This is a genomic window from Methanoculleus sp. UBA430 (assembly GCF_002506585.1).
GTDB lineage: Archaea > Halobacteriota > Methanomicrobia > Methanomicrobiales > Methanoculleaceae > Methanoculleus.
This window is the reverse complement of record NZ_DAXW01000007.1, coordinates 52,500-75,544: the sequence shown is the minus strand read 5'-3', so window position 1 is coordinate 75,544 and position 23,045 is coordinate 52,500. Positions and strand designations below refer to the sequence as shown.

At 62.0% G+C, this 23,045-nt stretch carries 22 protein-coding genes and 1 pseudogene; 10 read left to right on the top strand and 13 right to left on the bottom strand.

Going from position 1 to position 23,045, the window contains the following annotated elements:
* The 13 genes and pseudogenes from BRA49_RS05950 to BRA49_RS05890 all read right to left on the bottom strand — a co-directional run.
* Nucleotides 1-191: pseudogene (locus BRA49_RS05950) on the bottom strand (methyl-coenzyme M reductase I operon protein C); the annotation flags it as partial.
* A gap of 1 nt (nucleotide 192) precedes the next feature.
* Nucleotides 193-669: a methyl-coenzyme M reductase operon protein D gene (mcrD, locus tag BRA49_RS05945; protein WP_292384358.1), complete on the bottom strand. Its 477-nt coding sequence runs from the start codon at nucleotides 667-669 to the stop codon at nucleotides 193-195.
* A gap of 17 nt (nucleotides 670-686) precedes the next feature.
* Nucleotides 687-1,991: a coenzyme-B sulfoethylthiotransferase subunit beta gene (gene mcrB / locus BRA49_RS05940; RefSeq protein ID WP_292384356.1), complete on the bottom strand. Its 1,305-nt coding sequence runs from the start codon at nucleotides 1,989-1,991 to the stop codon at nucleotides 687-689.
* A gap of 363 nt (nucleotides 1,992-2,354) precedes the next feature.
* Nucleotides 2,355-3,161, bottom strand: a complete 807-nt coding sequence (locus BRA49_RS05935) for a formylmethanofuran dehydrogenase subunit C (protein WP_292384355.1) — start codon at nucleotides 3,159-3,161, stop codon at nucleotides 2,355-2,357.
* A 12-nt stretch (nucleotides 3,162-3,173) separates the two neighbouring features.
* Nucleotides 3,174-4,880 carry a formylmethanofuran dehydrogenase subunit A gene (locus tag BRA49_RS05930; protein WP_292384353.1) on the bottom strand — a complete coding sequence of 569 codons (1,707 nt, stop codon included), beginning with the start codon at nucleotides 4,878-4,880 and terminating at the stop codon, nucleotides 3,174-3,176.
* A gap of 3 nt (nucleotides 4,881-4,883) precedes the next feature.
* Nucleotides 4,884-6,197, bottom strand: coding sequence for a formylmethanofuran dehydrogenase subunit B (locus BRA49_RS05925; protein ID WP_292384351.1), 1,314 nt, complete (start codon nucleotides 6,195-6,197; stop codon nucleotides 4,884-4,886).
* Nucleotides 6,194-6,595 (bottom strand): molybdopterin dinucleotide binding domain-containing protein, encoded by a 402-nt coding sequence (locus BRA49_RS05920; protein WP_292384349.1) that lies wholly within the window; start codon nucleotides 6,593-6,595, stop codon nucleotides 6,194-6,196. The genes BRA49_RS05925 and BRA49_RS05920 overlap by 4 nt, the downstream gene beginning before the upstream one ends.
* A gap of 32 nt (nucleotides 6,596-6,627) precedes the next feature.
* Nucleotides 6,628-7,053 (bottom strand): hydrogenase iron-sulfur subunit, encoded by a 426-nt coding sequence (locus tag BRA49_RS05915; RefSeq protein ID WP_292384347.1) that lies wholly within the window; start codon nucleotides 7,051-7,053, stop codon nucleotides 6,628-6,630.
* Entirely contained in the window at nucleotides 7,054-9,075 is a 2,022-nt protein-coding gene (locus BRA49_RS05910) for a CoB--CoM heterodisulfide reductase iron-sulfur subunit A family protein (RefSeq protein WP_292384345.1), read from the bottom strand.
* Between the two features lie 11 nt (nucleotides 9,076-9,086).
* Nucleotides 9,087-9,989 carry a CoB--CoM heterodisulfide reductase subunit B gene (hdrB, locus tag BRA49_RS05905; protein ID WP_292384343.1) on the bottom strand — a complete coding sequence of 301 codons (903 nt, stop codon included), beginning with the start codon at nucleotides 9,987-9,989 and terminating at the stop codon, nucleotides 9,087-9,089.
* 4 nt (nucleotides 9,990-9,993) lie between these two features.
* A complete protein-coding gene (gene hdrC / locus BRA49_RS05900; RefSeq protein WP_292384341.1) occupies nucleotides 9,994-10,575 on the bottom strand; it encodes a CoB--CoM heterodisulfide reductase subunit C in 582 nt (193 codons plus the stop codon).
* A gap of 10 nt (nucleotides 10,576-10,585) precedes the next feature.
* Nucleotides 10,586-11,755 (bottom strand): 4Fe-4S binding protein, encoded by a 1,170-nt coding sequence (locus tag BRA49_RS05895; protein WP_292384340.1) that lies wholly within the window; start codon nucleotides 11,753-11,755, stop codon nucleotides 10,586-10,588.
* A 15-nt stretch (nucleotides 11,756-11,770) separates the two neighbouring features.
* Complete coding sequence (locus tag BRA49_RS05890) at nucleotides 11,771-12,043, bottom strand: indolepyruvate ferredoxin oxidoreductase subunit alpha (RefSeq protein WP_292384362.1); 273 nt, start codon at nucleotides 12,041-12,043, stop codon at nucleotides 11,771-11,773.
* Between the two features lie 768 nt (nucleotides 12,044-12,811).
* On the opposite strand from BRA49_RS05890, the gene fhcD reads away from it, so the two are divergent.
* The 10 genes from fhcD (at nucleotide 12,812) to BRA49_RS05840 (ending at nucleotide 23,020) form a co-directional block, all read left to right on the top strand.
* A complete protein-coding gene (gene fhcD, locus BRA49_RS05885) occupies nucleotides 12,812-13,720 on the top strand; it encodes a formylmethanofuran--tetrahydromethanopterin N-formyltransferase (protein WP_292384339.1) in 909 nt (302 codons plus the stop codon).
* A gap of 716 nt (nucleotides 13,721-14,436) precedes the next feature.
* Nucleotides 14,437-15,393 carry a tRNA(Ile)(2)-agmatinylcytidine synthase gene (locus tag BRA49_RS05880; RefSeq protein ID WP_292384337.1) on the top strand — a complete coding sequence of 319 codons (957 nt, stop codon included), beginning with the start codon at nucleotides 14,437-14,439 and terminating at the stop codon, nucleotides 15,391-15,393.
* Nucleotides 15,377-16,270, top strand: coding sequence for a methanogenesis marker protein 11 (gene mmp11 / locus BRA49_RS05875; RefSeq protein WP_292384335.1), 894 nt, complete (start codon nucleotides 15,377-15,379; stop codon nucleotides 16,268-16,270). The genes BRA49_RS05880 and mmp11 overlap by 17 nt, the downstream gene beginning before the upstream one ends.
* A complete protein-coding gene (locus BRA49_RS05870; RefSeq protein ID WP_292384334.1) occupies nucleotides 16,252-17,223 on the top strand; it encodes a radical SAM protein in 972 nt (323 codons plus the stop codon). The genes mmp11 and BRA49_RS05870 overlap by 19 nt, the downstream gene beginning before the upstream one ends.
* The gene (locus tag BRA49_RS05865; RefSeq protein ID WP_292384332.1) at nucleotides 17,220-18,467 is read left to right on the top strand and encodes a thiamine pyrophosphate-dependent enzyme; all 1,248 of its coding nucleotides are present in this window, start codon (nucleotides 17,220-17,222) and stop codon (nucleotides 18,465-18,467) included. Before BRA49_RS05870 ends, BRA49_RS05865 begins: the two co-directional genes overlap by 4 nt.
* A complete protein-coding gene (locus tag BRA49_RS05860; RefSeq protein ID WP_292384330.1) occupies nucleotides 18,448-19,578 on the top strand; it encodes a homocitrate synthase family protein in 1,131 nt (376 codons plus the stop codon). Before BRA49_RS05865 ends, BRA49_RS05860 begins: the two co-directional genes overlap by 20 nt.
* Nucleotides 19,575-20,786, top strand: a complete 1,212-nt coding sequence (locus tag BRA49_RS05855) for a 3-isopropylmalate dehydratase large subunit (protein WP_292384328.1) — start codon at nucleotides 19,575-19,577, stop codon at nucleotides 20,784-20,786. The genes BRA49_RS05860 and BRA49_RS05855 overlap by 4 nt, the downstream gene beginning before the upstream one ends.
* Nucleotides 20,786-21,256, top strand: a complete 471-nt coding sequence (locus BRA49_RS05850; protein WP_292384327.1) for a 3-isopropylmalate dehydratase — start codon at nucleotides 20,786-20,788, stop codon at nucleotides 21,254-21,256. The genes BRA49_RS05855 and BRA49_RS05850 overlap by 1 nt, the downstream gene beginning before the upstream one ends.
* Nucleotides 21,253-22,074, top strand: coding sequence for a DUF7714 family protein (locus BRA49_RS05845; protein ID WP_292384326.1), 822 nt, complete (start codon nucleotides 21,253-21,255; stop codon nucleotides 22,072-22,074). Before BRA49_RS05850 ends, BRA49_RS05845 begins: the two co-directional genes overlap by 4 nt.
* Nucleotides 22,052-23,020 (top strand): isocitrate/isopropylmalate dehydrogenase family protein, encoded by a 969-nt coding sequence (locus BRA49_RS05840; protein WP_292384324.1) that lies wholly within the window; start codon nucleotides 22,052-22,054, stop codon nucleotides 23,018-23,020. The genes BRA49_RS05845 and BRA49_RS05840 overlap by 23 nt, the downstream gene beginning before the upstream one ends.
* Nucleotides 23,021-23,045 lie beyond the last annotated feature (25 nt).

Genomic DNA, 23,045 nt, shown 5'->3' with positions numbered 1-23,045 from the left:
TCCCTCCGGAGGCCGGAGGTGATGTCGCAGACCGGTTTTGTGACGTGTCTGCGGCCGGGGGACATTCCAATCACGATCACATCCGGGGACCTGGCTTCAGAGATAGTCCCGCGCTGGGCAAGACCGCCTCCTTTTCCCATCCCCATGCTCTCGCGGCAGTCGACGACCTGGGTTACTCTTCCGATAGGCATCTTACTTGGTTCCCTGAATGATAATGGGACCGTCTTTCTTTCTTGGATCGACAAGTCCGAGAATATCTCTGTCGGCGTCAGGTCCGTACTTCGCGTAGTCGGACGTTGTCGGCTGGGTCTTCATGTATCGTCCCTTCTGGACGATACAGGAGAAGTCCTTATCGGCAAAGACTTCGTCAACTGCTTCCCCGATAACCGGAATGTACGACTCGTCCTCGAGTTCCAGGATGATTGTTCCGACCTGCACCTGGAGCTGGACGTCCTGGTCTCCGACACGGATAACCTTACGGTCCGGATGGGGGTTGGGTTTCCCCCGTGCCGGGCCGTACGGAACGGTGGCGGGGAGGTTTGGTCCATTGATGGACATCCGGCGAATCCCGCCGACCTGAACAAGTCTGTTCAGGAGTTCTTCTACCGTATCGGGTCTGAGGAATCGCGCAGAAACGATTCGAACCTGAGGGTATATGGCGTCAGTCATTAGCATCCTTATGTTATTTACACACCCTGTGCGATCTGCTGGATCGGCTTGTTGAAGACGTCGACCTTGCCGTAGGTGTCGGCATAGATCTTCGAGGTGCTCTCGGGCGAGAACATCTGGGTTCCGGCGTCGAGCGCCGCTGCAGCGACCACACACGGGATAGCCACGCCTGCGGCGTGCCTGGTCACGACGTGGTTGCCGTTGAAGATACCGGGGCCGCCACCGCCGTAGATCGAGTGGCTGAAGAACGAGAACCCGACGGCAGTACCCATGACACGGCCGTAGTCGCAGCCGGGGAGGCCGGTCTCGTGCTCAAGCAGGTCGTTGAAGTACAGGAGCGTCGAGGAGACTGCCTGGGCGAACCGTCCGGCACCGCAGTTGACCATGGTGGCTGCCATGGTTCCTGCAGAGGCGTAGGCGTTCCAGAGCATGGGGTCCTTGGTGTCGTAGAACTGGAAGTACCCGCCCTTCTTGCCCGGGGTGATGACCTTGTCCTCGATGGCGCGCTCGACCAGGCTCTGGACGACCGTGCCGATGGTTCCGGTCGCACCGTTCGCCTTGACGAGGTCGTAGACCATGTTGTTCGCGTTCAGGCCCTGGTAGGCGTACGCGAGCAGCTGGGCGCGCTCGAACGGTCCGATGGCGTTACCCATCTCAAACATTCCTGCCTGCTCGAAGGTGGACGAGAGTGCGGCGCCCTGCATAGCGTTCCGGTTGGTCATCATGACACTGTGGTTGACCGGGATGTTCCGGAGCGCGTAGCCGAGACCTTCGTTGTTCTGGGGGATCGACAGGATCGACGTGACGTTAGCGCCGGAAAGATCCATCGTGTGCGGGTAAGAACCCCAGACTGCCGTCTTGACCATCGCTGCGTCGAACGCTCCGATGTTGAACTGCTCGACGAGCGAGTAGGTGGTTGCGGCTGCGACCGAGGTGATCGCGGCATCGTAGGTGGATGCGGCCTCCAGGCGGACGCTGGGCACCTCGACGAGGATGAGTTTACCGCCGCCGAACTCGCGGATGTTGGTGTTGTCACCCTCCTCGACCTGGACCATCTCCTTGATCTTGGCGATGACGGCATCCTTGTTGCCGACGATGTCGAGATTCATCTCGCGGCCCATGACGTTCCCCTTTGCGACCTTTCCGGTCTTCAGGGATTCCTGGATGCCGCCCAGGTTGACTGCGACCGTCCTCTTGGTCAGGTCGATGAGTTTCCTGGTCGCCGGGTTGACCAGCGGGCTGATCTTCTCAAGCGGCACACCACTCTTCAACTGCTTGCCTGCATCATCATACAGGTCAATAGTTTCCTTGTATTTCGCCATAATCTTTCTCCATTACCCTCTTTATGTGCATACAGTCCGTAACTGTGAAGTGAACACTAAAAGTATCGCTGGTTGTATCTGATGGTAACTACTGCACGTCCTCGTGGGACAAGAGATAGTAACCTTCTCTGATGATATAAGCATTGCTATTTATGTCTACGATCAGATATATATCCGGAGTGCAATACCAGATATCTGCTAGATAAAGGTCGATTGCACGGGATAGTGAATTTATTATACCCCCTCAGGAGGTGGTATGGATCACTTAAAAGTGTAAGACTTTGTGCTACTTTTTTAGCGCCCGGCGTGCGCTATCTCTATAGATTTACATCCCTTCGTATGCGCGGTAGAAAAATAGGGGGTTCAGGCCTTGACCAACTGGTACAATTTGCCGTAGATCTTCTGGCCTTTCCTCTTTCGGTGGCGTTCACCAAGGTCACCCTCATAGAGAGCAAACCGACCTTTGGTGCCGTTCACCTCAATATCGACATCCTCACGGTATGCAAATCCGGGCATCATAACGTCGATGTTTCCAAAGACGTAGATCTCGCCCTCCACCATCTGGCCTCCAAGACGGCTCTTCGCATTGCCCTTGATGACGATCTTCCCACCTTCGGCATGGGTGGCGACGTGAACGTCGACATCGCCGCCGACGACGATCTCGCCGCCGTTCATGAAGGTGCCGAGATCGCTTCCGGCATTGCCTGCGACAGAGATCTTCCCGCCGGCCATCCCACGCCAGTCGCCACGGTATGCGGCGCCGAGATAATTCCCGGCATTGCCGGTGACGGTGATCTCACCGCCTTTCATCCCGGTGCCGGCAAAGGCGTCAACGTTCCCGTTCACGGTGATCTTGCCGCCCTGCATCCAGGCGCCGACGTACATGTCGGTGTTGCTGTTGACGACGATCTCGCCGCCGGTCATCTGCTGGCCGATCCTTTTAACCCGGGAGAGGTCGCCGCCGACGACGATCTTCGTCTCGGCCGGGGTCGCTCCGGCTTTGCCGGAGACGTCGAAGAAGTCTCCGAGCCGGTGCTGCTCTCGCCCTACGTAAACAGGGAGGTCGACGATCTCTTCCGCCTTCTTCCCGGCGAACGCATCGGGAGTGATGGTGTCAGCCTCGAGGTACAGCCCGGGCTGGTTCTTTATGGTGAGTGTAACGGTTTCCATCCTTCTCTCCCCTCACTGTGTAGCATCAACCTCAATCACGTACGGGTTCGGAAGATAGTGGCCGCTAACCTCGTAGTTGTTTAAGGTGACGGTGTAGTAGCGGAGGAACTTCTCCTTGACGTCACGCATCACCTGCGGGTTCTCGTTGACTTTAGTGTTCACCCAGAGCGTCCGCTTGTTGCCGTTCGAGACGATCTCGTGGTCGTCGATGACCTGGACCCCCGCCTTGAAGAGGCATTCTGCGTTCGAGAACGCCGTCTCGATAGCGTCGGGCGCGTAAGGCTCGTTCGGGTTGAAGTCGAAGACTGCAACATCTCCTTCGAGGCCGGGCGCAAGTCCGCCGTACATGTGCGAAAGACCGAGCGACTTTGCCGGTCCTGCGCGGGTCATCTGCGCGATCTCGTAGAGGTCGAGTTCGCGGTCGATGCCGGCGAGGTTGGTCGCTTCGATGACCTTGTCCTTGTGCTTGAAGGCGTCGAACTGCTGCTTCCTGGCCTCCTCGCTCATGAGCCACTTCATGATCCGCGGGTAGCGGATGAACGGTCCGGCGTTCGGGTGGTCGGTGGTCATGAAGACACGCATCGGGTCTTTTGCGAGCAGAGCGAGTTCAAGACCGATGCACCACTGGATGGCGCAGACCTTGATGTTCGGGCTGTAGACGTAGGGCACGACACCGGACCCGGTCTCGAGTTCGACATCGGCGTTCGCCCACTTCAGGTGGTTCAATTCCGTGAGGTGGTGCTCGAACGGTCCGTCGGCGGTCATCGTCGTGGTCTCGTCGAGCGTCACCTGACCCATGTCGATGGTGAGGTTGTCGTGCGAGTTCACGTAGGCCATGATGTCCTTTGCCCTGGACTCCACGTTCGCCCAGGAGTCTCCACCGTAGGAGTGGAACTGGACGTGGGTATGGTGCATCACCTGATCGCGGCCGAACTTGCTGTTCGGCTTGATACCCTCCGAGAGCTTGAACGTGTCGAGCGTCGTCGTGTAGTTGCCGGGGTTCCCGAGGTTGTTCGCGTGAACGTGCATCGAGTGCGGGAGACCGAGATACTCGTTCGCTTCGATGAGGCCCTTCACGATCTGGGCCGGCGTGATGTCGAAGTAGGGGACCGGGTCGTGAACGTTATCGCAGTTCAGGCCCCATCCCCAGGCTTCGGTGCCGCCGGGGTTGACGACCTTGACCGCGTAGCCCTTCGTGGCTCGCAGGAGCCAGGCGATGTAGGCGGCGGTGTTCTCGATCTCGTGGTTCTTGAGATACTCGAGCACGAACCAGTTGTTCCCGAAGACCGGGTAAGCGCCCTGGTCGAGGATCGGTGTGTCCCGCATCTCCTCGTGGGTGTGCCGGGCGTAGAGCGGCGGCATGGCCGCTTCCATCACGGTGGTGTAGCCCATGCGGGCGTAGTTGTAGCCGGTCCGGAGCGTTGTCGGGACCGAAAACCCACCCTGCATTCGTTCGATGCCGTGTCCGGGCTTGTAGGTGAAGAGTTTGTCTTCGGGGCGGAAGTTACGACCGATGTTTACCTTCGGGCCGGCAACATGAGCGTGGACGTCGACACCGCCCGCCATGACGGTCTTACCGCTGGCATCGATGATCTTTGGGCTGCTGAGAGCCGTTGTCTCGACGATCTTGCCGTCCTTGATGGCGATATCGGCCTTATCTCCCTTGATCCCGAGAACCGGGTCGAAGACGAAACCGTTCTTAATGAGAAACTCTGCCATCGCTTATACCCCCTTGAGTTCCTTGACGCGTGCGAGGACGTGTGTGAGGAACTCTTCGTCGGTCATCATGCCTTCGGGGGCATCAACGACCTTTCTGGTCTCAATCGGTACGTTATCCATACGGTATGCGCACCCACCTATCTCGACGCCCACGAAGGCGACCGGGACATGGACCTTGCAGACCTCGGTGGTCGGGGTCTCATGGGGATCGATAGCGACTGACGGGAGGTCATAGATCTTCTTGACCGAACTGAACGGGAAGTGCGCGCCGGGGTCGCTGCCGAGAACGAAGACCGCGTCCACCTCGTCCCTGCGGAGCAGGTCGTTCGAGGTCGTCTCCCCGGGGTTGTAGCGGGCGAAGCCGCGGGAGAGGTCCACCGCGTAGGGGAACCCGAAGAGCCAGCCCCAGACCTGACCGGAGCCGGTAACGTTGTAGTGCCCGCGCATCGGCATGATGGCGGCTTTCGTGTACTCGTTCAAGTCACGGGTGACAGCGATGGCCGCGTCGATGTTGTGGTTCTTCCCGATCGACTGGGTCACACCCATACCGAAGAAGATGATCGCGAACCTGCCGCTCTTGAGCGTCTCGGCAACCTCGTAGATCTTTGCTTTCGGAATCCCGGCGACGACGTCGGGGAGTTTCTCACCTTTGAACGCCACGCGGAGAGCATCGAGGAGCTCGTAGTCGCGTCCCTGCTCGATCTGGAGGTGGACATCCGCGATGCTCGCGGTGTCGGTGGGGCGCGGGTCGACGACGATCACCTTTCGGCTCGCATGACCCTTGCCGGTGAAGAATCCACGGGGGAAGATCGAGTAGCGGGACATGTGCCTTGGGTGGGCATGTGCCGGGTTGCAACCCCAGAAGAGGATCCGGTCGGCACGGTTCTTGACCTCCCCGAGCGTGCAGCTTGGGATACCGATATCCTGAACCGCGATGAGGGAGGTGCCGTGGCAGACGGTAGCCGTGTTGTCCATGACCGCTCCGACAGCTTCACCAATCTCGGACCCGACGGACTGGGCCTCACAGTTTGTGGAACTCCAGCCATACATCAGGGGTTTCTTTGCGTCGGCAAGCATCTTTGCCGTGTACTCGATTGCTTCGTCGTAGGAGATCTCCTTCCAGGAGCCGTCTTCCTGCCGCATGCGGGGTCGGGTAATACGGTCCTTTGCCTGGGAGTGGAGGAACTTCTCGGCGCCGATGGCGCACGCGTTGTAGACTTCGAGGAGCTGCTTGTTGTCATCGCTGACAACGACCTCAAGGTCGTCGCAGAGCGTTCCGCAGAACGGGCAGATAACGTCGGTTACAGTCTTCGTCATGCTAGTTCACCCCTGCACCCCTTGCGCACCAGTTCCAGTGAGCCGAGTACGGGTTCGTTTTTGGCGACCTCCACCTGAACAGGTGTACCCTTAAACGTTGGCATGCCGGTAGAGTAGGTGTTCGGATTGACCACCATGTTTGCCCATGGCCCCATCGGTATATATGCCACGCCGGGATGGGGACCCTGGGTTGCCTCGACCGCCTTGACGACGACACTGCCGTAGTCGCTGGTGACACGTACGTGCGTGTTGCGGTAAGCTCCCAGCCTTTTGAAGTCCACCGGGTCCAGCTCGATGATCCCGCAGGCGGTGGTGTAGGCGGGTTTTTCTTTCCCCGCCTCCATGGACACCCCCTGCTGGATGGTGCGACCCGTGATCAAATTCACACTGATTGCCATTGTTTGTATCCCCTGTCTATTGATATTTGATATTACCTGGCAAACTCTTTGAGCGGGCTTGGGCCGAGCTCGTTGATGGTCTTGACGACGTCCGTCATGACCGTCCCCCATTTTGCACCCTCGGATGCGGAGACAAAGGTCATCCTGAGACGCTTGTCGTCAAGACCGATGTTCTTGAGGACACTCTTCAAGAGGAACATCCTCTTGGCTGCCTTAAAGTTGCCCTCAAGGTAGTGGCAGTCGCCGAAGTGACAGCCGGAGACCAGCACGCCGTCCGCCCCGTCCTGGAATGCCTTCAGGATGAAGAGGGGATCGATCCGGCCCGTGCACATCACGCGGATGGCACGGATGTCCGGCGGGTATTGAATACGGGCGCCGCCAGCGAGGTCTGCGCCTGCGTACGAGCACCAGTTGCAGATGATGGCGATGATCTTGGGATTCCAGTTCTCGTCTGCCATTTACTGTTCACCCCCGAGGAGGAATGCATCGATCTGTGCGATGATCTGTGGGGTTGCAAAGTGCTGCATCCAGATTGCACCGCCGGGGCAGAATCCGCCGCAGGTGCCGCAACCCTTACACTTGGCTTCAGTGACCTGCATGACCGTGCGGCCGTCCTTCTCGACGAGCGAGAGGGCGCTGTAGGGGCACTGGTTGATGCACATTCCGCATCCGGCACACTTATCCTCCATGCACTGGGCGAAGTAGGGCTCGAGCTCCACTTCTCCCCTGTGGATCGGAATGGATGCCGCGGATGCCGCACCCTCTGCCTGCGCGACCGTATCGGGAATGTCTTTAGGTCCCTGGCAGACGCCGGCGAGGTAGACACCGGCAGTGGTGGTGCCGCACGGGTTCAGCTTCGGGTGGGCCTCAAGGAGCCAGCCGTCCTGCGAGCAGGAGACACCGAAGAGCCTCCGGGTCTTCTCGGTCTCGGCGCTGGGCTGGATAGCTGCCGCGAGCACGACCAGATCGACTTCCATATCGATTGGCCGGCCGAGGAGCGTGTCCTCTGCGTTGACGTGAAGGTTCTTGGTCACCGGGTCTTCGAGGATGTTTGCCACGCGGCCGCGGATGAACTTCGCACCCTCGTTCTGGATGCGGTAGTAGAACTCCTCGTACATCTTGCCGAAGGACCGGATGTCCATGTAGAAGATGTAGGGTATTGCGCCGGGGATCTTCTCGATGATCTGGTGGGCGTGCTTGAGCGAATACATGCAGCAGAACCGCGAACAGTACGGCTTGCCGACGCCGGTCGAGTCACGGGAGCCTGCACAGAGAACGAACGCGATCCGCTTCGGAGTCTCGCCGTCGCTCGGGCGGACGAGGTGGCCGCCGGTCGGGCCGGACGCACAGATCAGACGCTCGAACTCAAGACTCGTGATGACGTTGTCGTAGTTCTTGTAGCCCCACTCGAACTTCTTCTCGATGGGGAATATGTCGTATCCCAGCGCGAGGACGACGGTACCGACCTTGACGGTCATGAACTCGTCCTTTGCCTCGAGGTCGACTGCCTTCTTATCGCCGCATGCCTCGACGCAGAGGCCGCACTTGACACAGGCGTCGAAGTCGACGGTGTAGATCAACGGGGAGACCTGCGGGTGGTAGATGTAGATTGCCTTTCTCGGCGCCATGCCGAGTTCGAACGGGTTCGGCTTGATGACCGGGCAGACTTCCGAACAGTCGCCGCAGCCGGTGCAGCCGCCGCCGACGATGCCGCGGACTTCCGCCTCTGCCGGGGTGATGACCCCGCGTGCCTTCTTTCGGAGGGTCACGTCGAAGTTGCCGATGTATCCCTCAACAGCCTCGACCTCGGTATAGGTGAGGAGTTCGATCCCCTCGTTCCGGTAGACATCCACCATCTTCGGGGTAAGGATGCACTGCGAGCAGTCCAGTGTCGGGAAGGTCTTGTCGAGCTGGGACATCCTGCCGCCGATGGTGGGGCTCTTCTCCACGAGGTAGGTCTTGATGCCTGCATTCGCAAGGTCGAGTGCTGCCTGCATGCCGCCGACACCGCCGCCGACGACCATTGCCGCCTTCTCTACGGGGACGCTCTTCGGGACGAGGTCCTCAAGCAGGGATGCCTTTGCTACGGCGATCCTGACTGCGTCCTTTGCCTTGGAGGTGGCCTCTTCGGGCTGGTGCATGTGCACCCACGAGTTCTGCTCGCGGATGTTTGCCATCTCGAACCGGAAGGGGTTTAAGCCACCTGCCTTGGTCGCATTACGGAACGTGGGCTCGTGCAGACGCGGAGAACAGGCCGCCACGACGACTCCTGTCAGTTTCTGCTCGTTGATGGCCTCTGCAATCTTGTTCTGGCCGGGGGTCGAGCACATGTACTGGTAGTCATCGGCGACGATGACGTTCGGGAGCGTCCTGGCGTACTCCATTACTGCCTTAACGTCGATGGAGCCCGCAATATTGGTACCACAGTGGCACACAAAAACGCCAATTCTTGGCTCTTCGTATTTTTTGACTTCTGCCATGTATTTGCACCTCACAGGATCTTCTTCAGGAATGGCTCAACATCGATGGCATGGAGGTCGAGTGCAAGATCGTCCGGGCTCATGCCCTGTGCCAATCCCAGGAGTTCATTGTAGTGCAGGACGGGGATGCCGTGTTCGACACCGAACTTCTCCTTGATCTCGATCTGGCCGCGGTCGAACTGGAGCTGGCAGAACGGACAGACTTCGGTGACTGCATCGACGCCTACCTCCTCCATGTTGATCAGCTTTTCGTTCGTGATGTCGAGCGCGTGCGTGATATCGTATCCGCGGACACCGCCGCCGGCACCGCAGCACTGCATCTTGTTGCGGTACTGGACCGGCTCGGCGCCGAGCGCGGCGACGAGTTCTTCCATCCACATCGGGTTCTCGGTGTCCCCGAAGTGCCGCTCTTTGCTCGGCTTCATCAGGTGGCAGCCGTAGTGGACGGCGACTTTCGCGCCGGTCAGGGGGCGCTTGACGCTGTCGGCGAGTTTCTTGACGCCCACGATCTCGGGGTCGTAGTAGAGCTCGGCGAGGTGCCAGACATCGGCGGTCCCCTTGAATTCCATATCAATCTCTTTGAGCACTTCGTTGACTCCGTCGCGGAGTTCATCATTGTGCTTCAGCTTGTGGTTGACTTCCCAGATGGACTTGTAGCACCCGTTGCAGACCAGGGCGATATCCATGCCCATCTGCTCGGCGAGTACGACGTTCCGGGCCGCCATTGCGTACCAGACGTTTAAGTCGATCGAACCGAACGCACCCGGTGCCGGGCAGCAGCTTGCGCCCTTCAGGGGGAGGAGGTCGATGCCGACGTTCTTGCTGGTCTGGATGGCCGCTGCCTCGATTCCCGGATACCGGTTCGGGGCAATGCACCCGAGGAAGAATGCATACTGGTGTTTGTTCTTGCTCATGGTTTCACTCACCCTGTGCCAGTATTCTGTCTGCGTTCTCTTTCAGCCTGTAGTGGTCGAGGATCTTCCTGATGCCGGGCAGGTACTCCGGGTACTTGTGCGTTGTCTCAGGCTCCTCATCGAGGCCCAGTCTCTTCCGGGCGGCACGGTTGGCGTCGTTGTTGGGGACGCCGTGACCACTCTTGTAGATGAGCTGAACCGTCTGGAGGAAGTTGCGCGGAATGATGTCCCGCTTGAACGCGAGGTTCCTCATCGCCATGATCGCGTCGGTCGGCGCGAGGTCACGGGGGCACCGGTCGGTGCAGCTGTAACAGGTGGTGCAGAGCCAGAGATCCGGGTCGGTGAGGATCTCTTCCTCGAGGCCGAGGATTGACTTGCGCATGAACAGCCGGATACGGTACGAACTCCGGGGTGCCGAGGGGCACGAACCGGTGCAGGTGCCGCACTGGTAGCACATATGGGCGGCCGTCTGCCCGATCTTCTCGACATCCTTGATGAACTCGGGGTTGCTGTCAGGGATGTAATATTTCCTGTCCCGAAGTTTCTCAGAGAGTTTCTGGTCCTTGTAGTCTTTCTTTACTGCCATTGACGATCCCTCACGCCTCTTGCGCTTTTCCCAGAACTTTGACCTCAACCTCGCCGGCGGAGGTCTCCTTGACCTTTGACGTCCTCGGGGTGAGCAGTTTCTCCTTGATCTGCTTGAAGAGATCCGTCTCTTTATCCTGCATCCGGATGGCCGTCCGCCGCAGAACGATCGCATCCTCGCTCGGGCAGGCGTTCACGCAGGCGCCGCAGAGGATACAGAAGTCCTTGTTGATGGCGATGTTGGGCTCAATCTCTCCCTTCATCTCCTTCGCCGGGACGGGGGAGGGCAAGTAGAGCGCGTTGCAGGGGCAGACCTCAACACAGGTCGAGCAGCCACCGGGGCACTTCTCGGGGTTGATCTCGATATCTCCCTCGAAGATCTTCTCGACGGTGATTGCTTCCTGGGGGCAGGTCTGGACGCACCAGGTACAGGTGCAACAGTTCTCCTGCTCGATATCGACCTTGCCGGGCAGCTTGTCGCTGACGACCTCACGCTCAAGGGTGATGCACTCCTGGGGGCAGGCCTCCACGCAGATCGTGCAGCCGTCGCAGGTGCTCTCTTCCCACTTGACTTCCCCTTCGATCTTGCCGGTCTCGGGGTTTGCGGGGTTGCGGACGACGGTGATGCTCGGGCAGAGCTCGCCGCAGATACCACAGACGTCGCACTTCTCGGTGTCGACGGTAAACGTGGTCTTCGTCTGCAGTGCGGTCTCACGCGGCCTGCCGGCCTCGTCGCCGCCCTCGAATGCGGGGACATCACGTGCGATGGCGTCCCGCGGACAGACCTCCTCGCAGATGGTGCACCGGTCGCACTTCTCCTCATCGATTACAGTGACCATGTCGTATGTCGGGAACCCTTCTTTCTCAAGGATCGGGAGCCTCTCCTCCCCGTCGACCTTGAGTGTCATCGCGTTGAAGGGACACATAATGACGCAGACGCCGCAATACGAACACTTCTCGGGGTTGACGTCGACAGGTGCTGCATAGTCGATTGCCCCACGGCGTGTCGCACCCACGGGTCCGAGCACGATTGCCTCTTCGGGGCAGGCGTCGACACAGATACCGCAACCTGTACAGGTCTCTGCGTTCAGGATCAGGTTGTTGACTGCCTTCAGGAGCTTCTGCTCCATGATGACATTCTGTCCTTCCCGCGTTTTGGAATACTTTGGAAACAGTGCCATATTCTAATATCACTCCTAAACTTCCACTTTTCGGGCCTTTGCCGGGCTTTCCCACGGTCCCACAAGCTTGATAACCCCATAGGGGCATGCCTGGACGCATACGCCGCAGCCGGCGCAGAGTTCGGAGTTGAAATCAAGGATGACGGCTTTGCCGTCCTTGACCTTGTAAATCTTCTCCTTGGTTACCGGATCTTCGGTAAAGAGCTCAAGAGCATCCACCGGACATGCCACCACGCAGTTATTGCAGCCTGTACATCGTTCCATATTGATGTGCAATGCAAATGCCATGGTATCACGCACCAGATCTGATCGATTAAAAATCGATATAAAAAGAATAGTCAAAGAATATACATAAACTTTCTGAAATTCGGCAGTCTTATATTCCAGAACCCTGATTATCTGTAAATTTTTATAAATTAAAGGAATTGTTATGTAAATCCGATGCTCCATATCCCGTCGTTAAACGCACTTCCCGGGGAAACAACGAATCGAAACCCTTAAATTGTAGATCGGGCGTTCTGGTGAAAATCGGTGGCTAATTCGGGTCGGTAGTGTTGAGCGCAGGCAGAATCTCCACGGAACTCGGGCATAATCCCCGGTCCATCCAGGCGGAATGCCCACCATCTCTTGCGCGGTGCGAGTAGCAACCGTTTCTGTATCCGCCGACTCTCCTCTCTTTGTGCCGGGTGCATCTGCTTCGCCCGGGAGTGCCTGCCCCGATCCCCGCCCACGATCTCGACCACATGCCGGATAGGGCTTCCCGACGGGGCTCGCGGCCTGAGACGTGCTTAACTCGACTCTTCCCGATGGTAGAGGATAATCTGCATGAATGCAAGTCTGAATGGTGCAACGGGGGAGCCCCGGGCGTCCCACGATCCGATCGCCGATCCTATTCATCCTTACTCCGCACGGGTGGTGGATATCGGTGGGTCTGCGGTGCCGCGCGGTTTCGGCTCCCCCCTGACTCCCGGCCGTCGGCCGCCGCGCCGCCGGGAAAAAAAGAAACCTTATTCTGTCCGCATTGTAACATTGTAGCAAACGAGGTGTACATTGTCCATGGAACTGAATGGCGTTACTATTGATGATACCTATGCAGAGGCGTTCCCGACCTGGGTGGCACGGCCGATTATCACCGCCGTCACCGAGGAGTGGGCATACAAGGCAGCAGTGGAGGCCGTCGGGTTTGCCACCTCTACCATCGGATGTCCGGCGGAGGCAGGTATCGACTGCTTCGTCCCTGCCGACGAGACCCCCGACGGACGCCCCGGGTATGCGATCATGATCTGTGCGAGCAAGAAGAAACTGAAGGAGCAGGTTGTGGAGCGGCTTGCCGAGTGCGTCCTCACCGCGCCGACGACGGCGGTCTTCGACGGCCTCGCGGACGTCGTCGCCGAGGTCCCGGAGAAGCTCCCGGTCAAGCTCCACTTCTTCGGCGATGGGTTCGAGGAGAAGCGCGAGGTCGGCGGCAGGACGGTATGGGCCATCCCGATCATGGAGGGCGAGTATATCGGCGAGGAGGAGTTCGGCGCCGTCAAGGGTGTTGCAGGCGGCAACTTCTTCATCATGGGCGAGAACCAGATGGCCGCCCTCACGGCCGCCCAGGCGGCTATTGACGCAATCAGCGGCGTCTGCGGCGTCATCACGCCGTTCCCCGGCGGCATCGTCGCGAGCGGCTCGAAGGTCGGAAGCAAGAAATACAAGTTCATGGGCGCAAGCACGAACGAGGCCTACTGCCCGACGCTGAGGGAGAAGGTCGAGGGCAGCAAGGTGCCCGAGGGCGTGAAGGCGGTCTACGAGATCGTCATCGACGGTGTCGACGAGGACTCGATCAAGACCGCGATGGCCGAGGGCATCCGTGCGGCAACCAAGGTGCCGGGTGTAAAGTTCATCAGCGCCGGAAACTTCGGCGGGAGCCTCGGGCCGTTCAAGTTCGAACTCAAGGATGTCCTTGCGGACTATCTCTAATCTCTTTTTCTCTGTGGCGGTTCTTGAGGGTGCCGTCTGGTTGGCCCTGTTGTTGGGGTCGTGAGGCTGGTGGTCGGTGAAGATCCCCGGTGTGATGACGAAGGGTGGGGCCCTGGGGTTTGAGCACCGCTACTCAAGTTGCAGTTATTGGGATGCCCAAATCGAGGGAAAAGCCCGGTACAGTGGACCGTGGGAGCTCCTGCCCTTCGGCCAAGTCGCTTATCGCCACGCACTGCCCCCGCCCCTTGGGGCTGGGAACGACTGCTGGAACAGCAGGAGTTGGAGCACCGCAGGTGCGACTGAGGAGGCCGGAGGCCGGGTGGGGTGGGGGTTGTAGACATCAGTTGACAAGTAGAGACAGGGGAGGGGGGTCTCCCCCCTCCTCGTCAGCCCCTCCCCCTATGGCGATACCCCCTTGAAATCCGTGTCATAAGTTTGCGACTGGCAGAAGGTGCGATGGACCGAACGTCCGAAATTTGAATCCGTTTGGCCTCCCACACTTCCATCACCAACTTGACCCCCCCCTCATGAAAGAACCGCCCCCCGTGCATCTTCATTGCCCACGCCTGCGGCGAGGAACCCATGCTCGTATATGAGCCTCCCTCATCGGCCACCCCCCCGCCGAAGCCCGCTCTGGCTCACCTGCTCCCCCTCGATCGATCCCCTTAAATACCGTTATCAACGACATTCTTGTTAACGATAATTTCGGTGACATGATGATCACGCTCACACCTGATGAAGTCAGGGCCCGGTTCGGGCCGTTATTCTCGATGAAGTATCTCGCTATGGTCGATCAGAACGCCGGTCTCGCGGAGATCCGCGAGCAGTGCCGGGCCCGGGGGACCATCGAGTGGGATGCGGCGAACCGGGTGCGGGCGAAAGGCGCGGTCCAGTCCTGCCACGTCGAGGGCACGACGATGACGATGCTCGCCCGGCTGGGTGCATCCCCGGCGAATTTCGGGGCTGCCGGTAAGGAGATCGGCGGGCAGGCACTCGAGGGTGTCGAGGTTCTCGGGGACGACGTGGTGACGACGTGGTCCGGGATCGCCGGAGCGGGCGTCGGCGTCGCCGCCTGCCTGACACAGGCGCCGGGCGTGACCCGGGCCGAGTACCCGTCCGATGACGACCTTAAGATCGGCGGCGCCCGGGTCTGCCGGGTGCGGATCGTCTCCCCTCTCTACGAGAAGGTGACGATCGGGATCGACGACACCGACACCCGCGAGGAAGGCGCCACGTGGGTCCTCGCGCTCAAGTGCGCTGAGGCCTGCACAATCCCCGGGGTGGAGTACCTGGACATGCGCCTTGTGCAGTTGAACCCCGCCGTCCCGAAGAAGACGACCAACTGCGTTGGGTCCGCCCTGAACTTTGCCGTCCGCCCCGGAAAGGTGGAGACGCTCCTTGAGTACGTCCGCGACTTCGTCGAGTCGGAGGCCGTCAGCAACGATACCGGCATTGCCGTATATCGCGGGATCGCATTTGCCGAGGAGTCCCCCTACTTAAAGAGGGTCAAAACCGAGCTCCTGACGGTCGACGACGCAGAAGCGGAAGCTGCACGGATGGGCGTCCGGTTCATCGACTCAAACGCACGGAAAGGCCGTATCGGGGCGTTGGGGGCCGTTCTCTGGGGGAACAAGGGCGTTGAGGCGGCTGGTCTGTATGGAGAGACTCTCTGATCCTTACACGATACGGTATCCACAGATCGTGGCGGTGGCCGACGAGAGCGGAGAGCACGTAGAACTCATCGAGTTCTTCGACTGCATCGGCGGGGCGATGTGGGTGAAGCGCCACTACGCGCAGAGCCCGCTTGTCCGCTCTGTCCGGACCGTGGGCGCGACGAATCGCTACATCCTCCGGATCGGTGTCGCCGACCTCGCGCTCGAAGGTTCGGTCTTCCCCGCGGGGATTGCCGGCGTTGCCGTCGAAGGGGACATGATTGCCATCACCTACCGCGGCCTCGGCGGCGGCGGCGTGGGGGCATCCATCTGCCGCGCCACCGCTCGCGGCGTCGCCCACCAGAGAAGCGATCCGGCTGGCGGCGGGCGTCTTTCGGGCTCGACGATCTGGCTCCCCCGGCGCGAACGGGTGATCATCGGGGTCGACGACACCGATACCCCGGAGGAGGGTGCCACCTGGACGCTCGCCCACAACATCGCGCGCGCCGTTGAGGACGACTGTTCCCGCTATCTCTCCCATACCATCGTGCAGCTCTATCCTGTCCCCTACCGGACCAAGAACTGTGTCGCCATCGCCTGCGAGTTCGCCACGTCCGATCCCGCGGGGCTGGTCCGGCGCTACCACGACTACCTGAAGGAGTACACGCTCTCGGATGAGACCGGGATGGCGGTCTGGCAGGGATTCGATTCCGCCCCGCTTGAGGAGTTCGGCGAACGTGTGAAGCGGGGGGAGGTCTCGCCCACCGACCTTGCCGCTCTCGCCGACCGGCGGCTTTCCGTCGTCATGGACGGCCGTGGCGCGATCGGGGCGGTGGCGGCGATCCCGTTCGCCACACGGTATGAGGAGGCGCTGGCGTTATGGAATGGATTCGGTTAAAGGCCCGGCTGCTTGAGGCTGGTTCGGTCCGCATCTCCGGCGAGCCGGTAGACCGGTACGTATCCCGTTCGGCGGCCGGCCCTTCGGCGGGGGGGAAGTCCGGCTCGCTCTTCTTTTCCGCTGGTGGCCGGCGGGTCCGTCTCGGTATCGACGAGGCAAGTCTCATTGTGCTCTTCCACCGGGGAGGAGGCGAGGCGGTCCTCACCCTTGACGGAGAGGAGGTTTACGGTCGCCTTGAGCCTGCCGCGCTCCATTGCCCCTGCCAGGCCTACATCACGGTCAGCGGGGCGTGTATCTTCCACTGCCGCTACTGCCGGGTCCCGGGCCTCCCCGGGCGGCGCAAGGAGATCGCCGAGATCGTCGAGATGGTCGGGAGCGCGGTCGACCGGGTCGATGCCATAGCGATCACGAGCGGTGTCGCGTCTTCGATCGAGGAGGAAGAAGCCTACGTCCTCGAAGTCGTGGCGGCGCTTGCTCCGTTCGGCCTTCCGATCGGGGTCTCTATCTACCCCGGCCCCGAGACGCCGGCACGGCTCCACGCCCTCGGCGTCGTCGAGGTGAAGTTCAACATCGAGACGGCAACGGAGGCGCTTTTTTGTCAGATGTGCCCAGATCTTTCGTGGGATGGGGTCTGGGAGGCGTTACGATCCTCAGTGATGCTCTTTGGGCGGGATCGGGTCTTCTCCAACGTCATCGTCGGCCTCGGGGAGACCGATGAAGATCTGGAGCGGGTCATGGGTGATCTTGCCGCGATCGGGGTGATCCCGGTCCTCCGCCCGCTCACCCCGGCGGCATCTCTAGCCGGCCGGTCCCGCCCGTCCTCCGCCCGGCTGCTCTCGCTCTATGACACCCACGAGCGGATCCTCCGGCAGGCCGGGCTCAACCCCCGCCGGGCGCTGACGATGTGTTCGGCATGCACCGGGTGCGACCTCGTGCCGGGGAGGGACGGATGAAGGGCACGGAAGCGCTCGCCCTGGCGCTCCTCCGGTCTGCCGACCGCTGCTACGCCGTTCCCGGCTACCCGGTCTCGGAGCTCGCCGCCTCGGCCGGGGCCACGATCACCATCAACGAGAAGGTGGCAATCGAGTATGCCCTCGGCGACTCCCTCTCCGGGCGGCGGGCGACCGTGATCGTCAAGCACGTCGGCCTCAACGCCTGCGCGGACCCGCTGGTGCATGCGACCGCCCAGGGCCTCCGTGCAGGCGTCGTGGTGGTCGTCGGCGACGATATCCGTGCGGCAGGATCGGACGTCGTGCAGGACTCCCGCTACTACGGCGAGGTTGCCCGGGTGCCTGTTCTGGAACCCGACGGCGAGACACCCGGGCCGGCGGTCGAAGCGGCGTTCCAGGCTTCCGAGACCTTCTCCCGCGTGGCGCTCGTCAGGGTCACGCCCGACCTCCTGGATGCGGACGTGCCGGAACCCCCCGTAATCCGCACGGATCGGACGGGGGGCCTCGCAGACCCGGACCTCACGATGGCCGGACGGGCGCAGACGGCCGATCGGCGGACGGCGGCGATGTTTGCCTGGTCACGCTCCTCACCCCTCAATCGTTCTGCCGGTGGGGTGTTCCGGGCCGTCACCGTCTACCCGCCTCCTGCAGATCCGGACGTGCTCGCCCGGCTCCGCGAGACCGGCCGCCCGTTCCTATCGGAGCACCGGCTGCTCGCTCCACCTGAACCCGCCGGGGAGCCCGAACGGTTCTCATCCCGGGGCTTCTCGCGGACGTTCTGCCGGGGCTGCCCGTTCCACCCTGCCCTCGCCATCCTCTCCGGGCGCGGGATGCGGGCCGTCTGCGACGCAGGGTGCGCGATCCTTGCAATGAACCCACCCTACCGGGTCGGCATCGCCACCTACGGCCTCGGATCGTCGGTTGCCGTGGCGGCGACCGGCACGGGCGTCGCGCTCACCGGCGACTACGCGCTCCTGCACTCCGGGCTAAACGCCCTCATCGACGTCTACGAGCGCAAACTCCCGCTCCTCTGTATCGTTCTCGCGAACAACCGGATGGGGATGACCGGCGGTCACCCTGTCCCCAACGTCCTTCGCTACATCGCCTGGGCGGATCCGGTCGTCTGCGCTGCAGACGACACCGCGGCGCTCCGCCGGGTCCTCGTCCCCCCGGAGGGGGGACCCCGGACGGTGGTGATCGAAGGCGCCTGCCCTGAAGGTGCACGACATGAAACCGTGGCATATTGAGATCTGCGACGTAACGTTGCGGGATGGGGAGCAGACTCCCGGCGTCTCGTTTACTCGTGATGAGAAGATGGCGATCGCGGAATCGCTCGACGATATCGGCGTGGAGGTGATAGAGGCCGGCTTTCCGGTGGTCTCGGCGATAGAGAAGGAGTGCGTCGCCGCCATCGCACACAGCGGTCTAGATGCGCGCATCTGCTGCCTTGCACGGGCATTGCAGCCCGATATCGAGGTGGCCATCGACTGCGACGTTGATATGGTCAGCATCTTCATCGCGACCTCGGACCTCCACATCCGGCACAAGTACCGCAAGCCCCGTGAGGAGGTGCTCTATGACGCCCTCGGTATGGTGGAGTTTGCCGCCGATCACGGGGTTCAGGTACGGTTCGCTGCCGAAGACGCATCGCGAACCGATCCGACGTTCCTCGTGGATATGTACATCAAGGGTGTCGAATGCGGAGCCAATCTCGTCAGTTTCGCGGATACCGTCGGGTGCCTTACCCCGCTTGAGATTCATGCGGTCGTCTCGGAGATCCTCGGTGCGGCCCCCCTCCCCCTCTGCATCCACTGCCACAACGACCTCGGGTTTGCGGCGGCAAACACCATCACGGCCGCGGCTGCGGGGGCGTTCCAGCTCCACACCACCGTCAACGGCATCGGCGAGCGTGCCGGCAACGCCGCGCTCGAGCAGGTGCTCGTCGCCCTGCGGATGAAGGGCGGCGTCGACCGCTACGACCTCTCCCGCCTGCAGGAGACATCAAGGCTGGTTGCCCGGGCTTCAGGCGTGGCCCCGGAGCGCACCCGGCCGATCGTCGGCGAGAATGCCTTCGCCCACGAGAGCGGGATCCACATCGCCGCTATCCTTGAGGATCCCTCAACCTACGAGTACGTCCCTCCTGAACTTGTGGGCGGCGAGCGGCGGTTCGTCCTCGGGAAGCACACGGGGAAGCGGGCGCTTGAACACGTTGCAAAGGCCTACGGGTTCGCTCTCTCTGATGAGGAGGCGCGGTGGGTGCTCGAACAGGTCAAGCAGAAGAGCGAGGGCAAGTGCAGCGTCACCCCGGATGTGCTCTGCGGGTTCCTCAGGCAGGCAAAGGAGGGGATCTTCCTGTGAGCACACTCTCCGAGCGGATCCTCGGCGCACCGTCGGGGGCATACGTGGACCGCGAGGTCGATATCGCCTTTGCCCATGATGGGACCGGCGTCCTCGCCCGGGAGGCCCTCCGGGAGATGGGCGTGGAGAATCTCCCCCACCCCGAGCGCTTGCGCCTTGTCTTCGACCACATTGTCCCGGCAAACACCGGGACGACGGCGACGCTCCAGGCGGATCTCCGTGGGTATGCCCGGTCTTCGGGGATAGAACTCTCGGACGCCGGAGGCGGAATCTGCCACCAGGTGATGAGTGAAGGAGTCGTCCGGCCCGGCATGATCGTCGTCGGCGCCGACTCCCATACCTGCACCCTCGGTGCCTTCGGTGCGTTTGCCACCGGGGTGGGGGCGACCGATATGGCGGCGATCTGGGCTTCCGGGGGCACGTGGTTCCGGGTCCCGGAGACGATCGCGGTCAATCTCGCGGGGAGGCTCACCGGCGCCGCGGAGCCGAAGGACATCGCCCTTACCTATGTCTCGAAACTCGGGATGGAAGGAGCAACCTACCGGGCACTGGAGTTCATGGGCGACGGGGCGGCGGAAATCTCCATGGACGGGCGGCTGACCATCTCCAACATGGCGGTCGAGACGGGAGCAAAGGCCGGGATCTTTTACGCCGATGCGACCACTGTCCGTTACCTCACGGAGTACGGCCTTGCGGCATCCCCCCAGACCCCGGAGGACTGCCGTTATGAGCAGACGGTCGAGATCGATCTTGCCGATGTCGTGCCCCTCGTCGCGGTCCCGCACCGGGTGGACACCGTCCGCGAGGTGGAGGGCGTCGCGGGCACGCACCTCGATCAGGTCTTCGTCGGGACCTGCACGAACGGCCGCTACGAGGACCTCGCCCGGTTCGCCCGGATCATCCGGGGTAGAAAGGTGGCGGTCCGCACCCTGGTCGCCCCCGCGTCGCGCGCGGTGCTCGCCCGGGCGATCGCCACCGGCGTCCTCGCCGATATCGTGGATGCGGGATGCATGGTGGCGCCGCCCGGGTGCGGGCCGTGCCTCGGGGCACACGCCGGCGTGCTCGGCGAAGGCGAGGTCTGCCTCTCCACCGCCAACCGGAACTTCAAGAACCGGATGGGCGTTGGCGGCGAGATCTACCTCTCGTCGGTTGCCACCGCCGCCGCAAGCGCCATCGCAGGCGTAATCGCCGTGCCGGAGGGGGCGTAATGCAAGGCGTTGGGCCGGCGGTCTGCCTGGGGAATGATATCGATACCGACGTCATCATCGCGGGCCGTTACCTGCGGACGAAGGACCGCTCGGTCTGGGCGAAGCACGTCTTTGAGGACCTGGATCCCTCGCTCGCCGGCCGCATCCGGGGTGCGATCATCGTCGCCGGGAGGAATATGGGGTGCGGGTCGTCCCGGGAGCAGGCGGTGGTTGCCCTCCGGGAGGCCGGGGTGATCGGGGTCGTCGCCCCGTCGTTTGCCCGCATATTCTTCCGGAACGCCGTCAACGTCGGCCTCCCGGTCATCGAGGCCGAGGTGGCCTGCATCGACGGGGCTCGCGTCGTCTTCGACCTTGATAGCGGATGGGTGGAGGTTGATGGAGAGCGGCATCCCGCTCGCCCGCTCTCGGAGAAGATGGTCGCCATCCTCCGGGCCGGAGGGCTGGTCCCTTACTGGAGGTCGTCCCGATGATCTTCCCTCCCCACTGCAAGTATGTCGGGTCTGCGACCACCACCCCGTATGGCGAACAGGTTTATTTCCTCTCGCGCTACCTGGTCCGGGAGACCACCGGCGGGATGGAGGTGCTTGAGGTTGAGCCCGACCCGGACGGGACCGGGCTGATGCGCAGGGTGCTCTCCACCCGTGTGCTCGCCGCCGGCGATGAGGTCTCCCGCTACCCGGATCGAGTGAACGTCCACGACCGGACATTTCTGGTACGGGAAGCAATGCGGTCCGGGCACCGGTGCACCGTATTCACCGGCCACGGCGAGCAGACTACATTCGTGCTCGACCCGGACCTCTCGGAATTCCTCCGTATCCACGTTTACGACATCACCCCGCCCCGCCCCCATCTCTCGGCCACGCTTGCCGACCTGGAGCGAACCGGACTCTTCGGAGACCTCGAGGTCATCTTCGAGCACCATGTCCGGGATATCTGTGAGATCGATGCTGACATCTACCCCTGCCATGCGGCTGGTTTCAGCCGCACGCTCGACGCGGATCCGGTTCGTCCCGGAGACCGGGTCGCGGGCTGCCTGACGGCGAGAGATCTGGTGCGGGAATGTTGTGGCGACGGGGTGACGGTGGAGAACATCTGCCCGCTCGAGGTGGTGGCGGAGGAGCCGTTCATCGCCCGGTGCTGCCGGAGCGAGCGGGGGGGTATCGGGTACCGGAACGGTCTGTTCGGTGCGGTGGTCCACTGGGGCGCGTCGCCCCGGGATATCGCGCAGGCGGTCGTTGACGTCGTTGCCGCATGGAGGGGGCGGGATGGTGAAGGTAGCGGTCGTTGAGGGCGACGGCATCGGGCACGAGGTCGTGCCGATCGCCCGCGATATCCTCGCGGCCGTACGCCCGGACTTCGAGTTCTTCGACGTCGAGGTGGGGTATGGGCTCTGGGAGCGGACCGGGAGCGCCTGTGGGGAGGAGACGATGGCTGATCTCCGGTCTGCGGACGCCACTCTCTTTGGGGCCGTCACGACACCGCCTGACCCTGACTACCGGAGCGTTATGCTGCAGATCCGCCATGCCCTCGACCTTTACGCAAACGTCCGCCCAATACGGGACGAGGCAGTCGATATCATCATCGTGCGGGAAAACACCGAGGGGCTCTACTCCGGCATCGAGTGGACGGAGCCCGACCGGGCCTGCACCGTCCGGGTCGTCTCCCGGCGGGGGAGCGAGCGGATCGCCCGCTACGCCTGCACCCTCGCGAAGTCCCGCCGGCACCTCACTGTCGGCAACAAGGCGAACGTTTTAAAGTCGGACTGCCTCTTCGTCGAGGTCTGCCTGGCGGAGGCTGCCCGGGTGGGCGTTCCCTGCACGGCCCGCTACATCGACGCGCTCTGCCTCGATCTCCTGATGCACCCGGGCGGTTACGATGTGGTCGTGACCACCAATATGTTCGGGGACATCCTCTCCGACGCCGCCGCCTACCTGGTGGGGGGGCTGGGGATGCTGCCGAGCGCGAATATCGGAAAGCGTGCCGCCCTCTTTGAGCCCGTGCATGGGAGCGCCCCCGATATTGCAGGGCGGAATATCGCAAACCCCATCGCAGCGATACGGAGCGGAGCGATGCTGCTCTCTCACTTCGGCGACCCTGCATCGGCGGTTGCCGTGGAGGACGCAGTCTCGCGGGTGCTTCGTGCGGGCATCCGGACCCGCGATCTCGGCGGCAGCGCCGGCACCCGGGAGTTCGGGACGGCGGTGCTCCGCGAGGTCGAGCGAAGGAAGGCCTAAACGCTTCAGAGTCGAGAGTTACGTC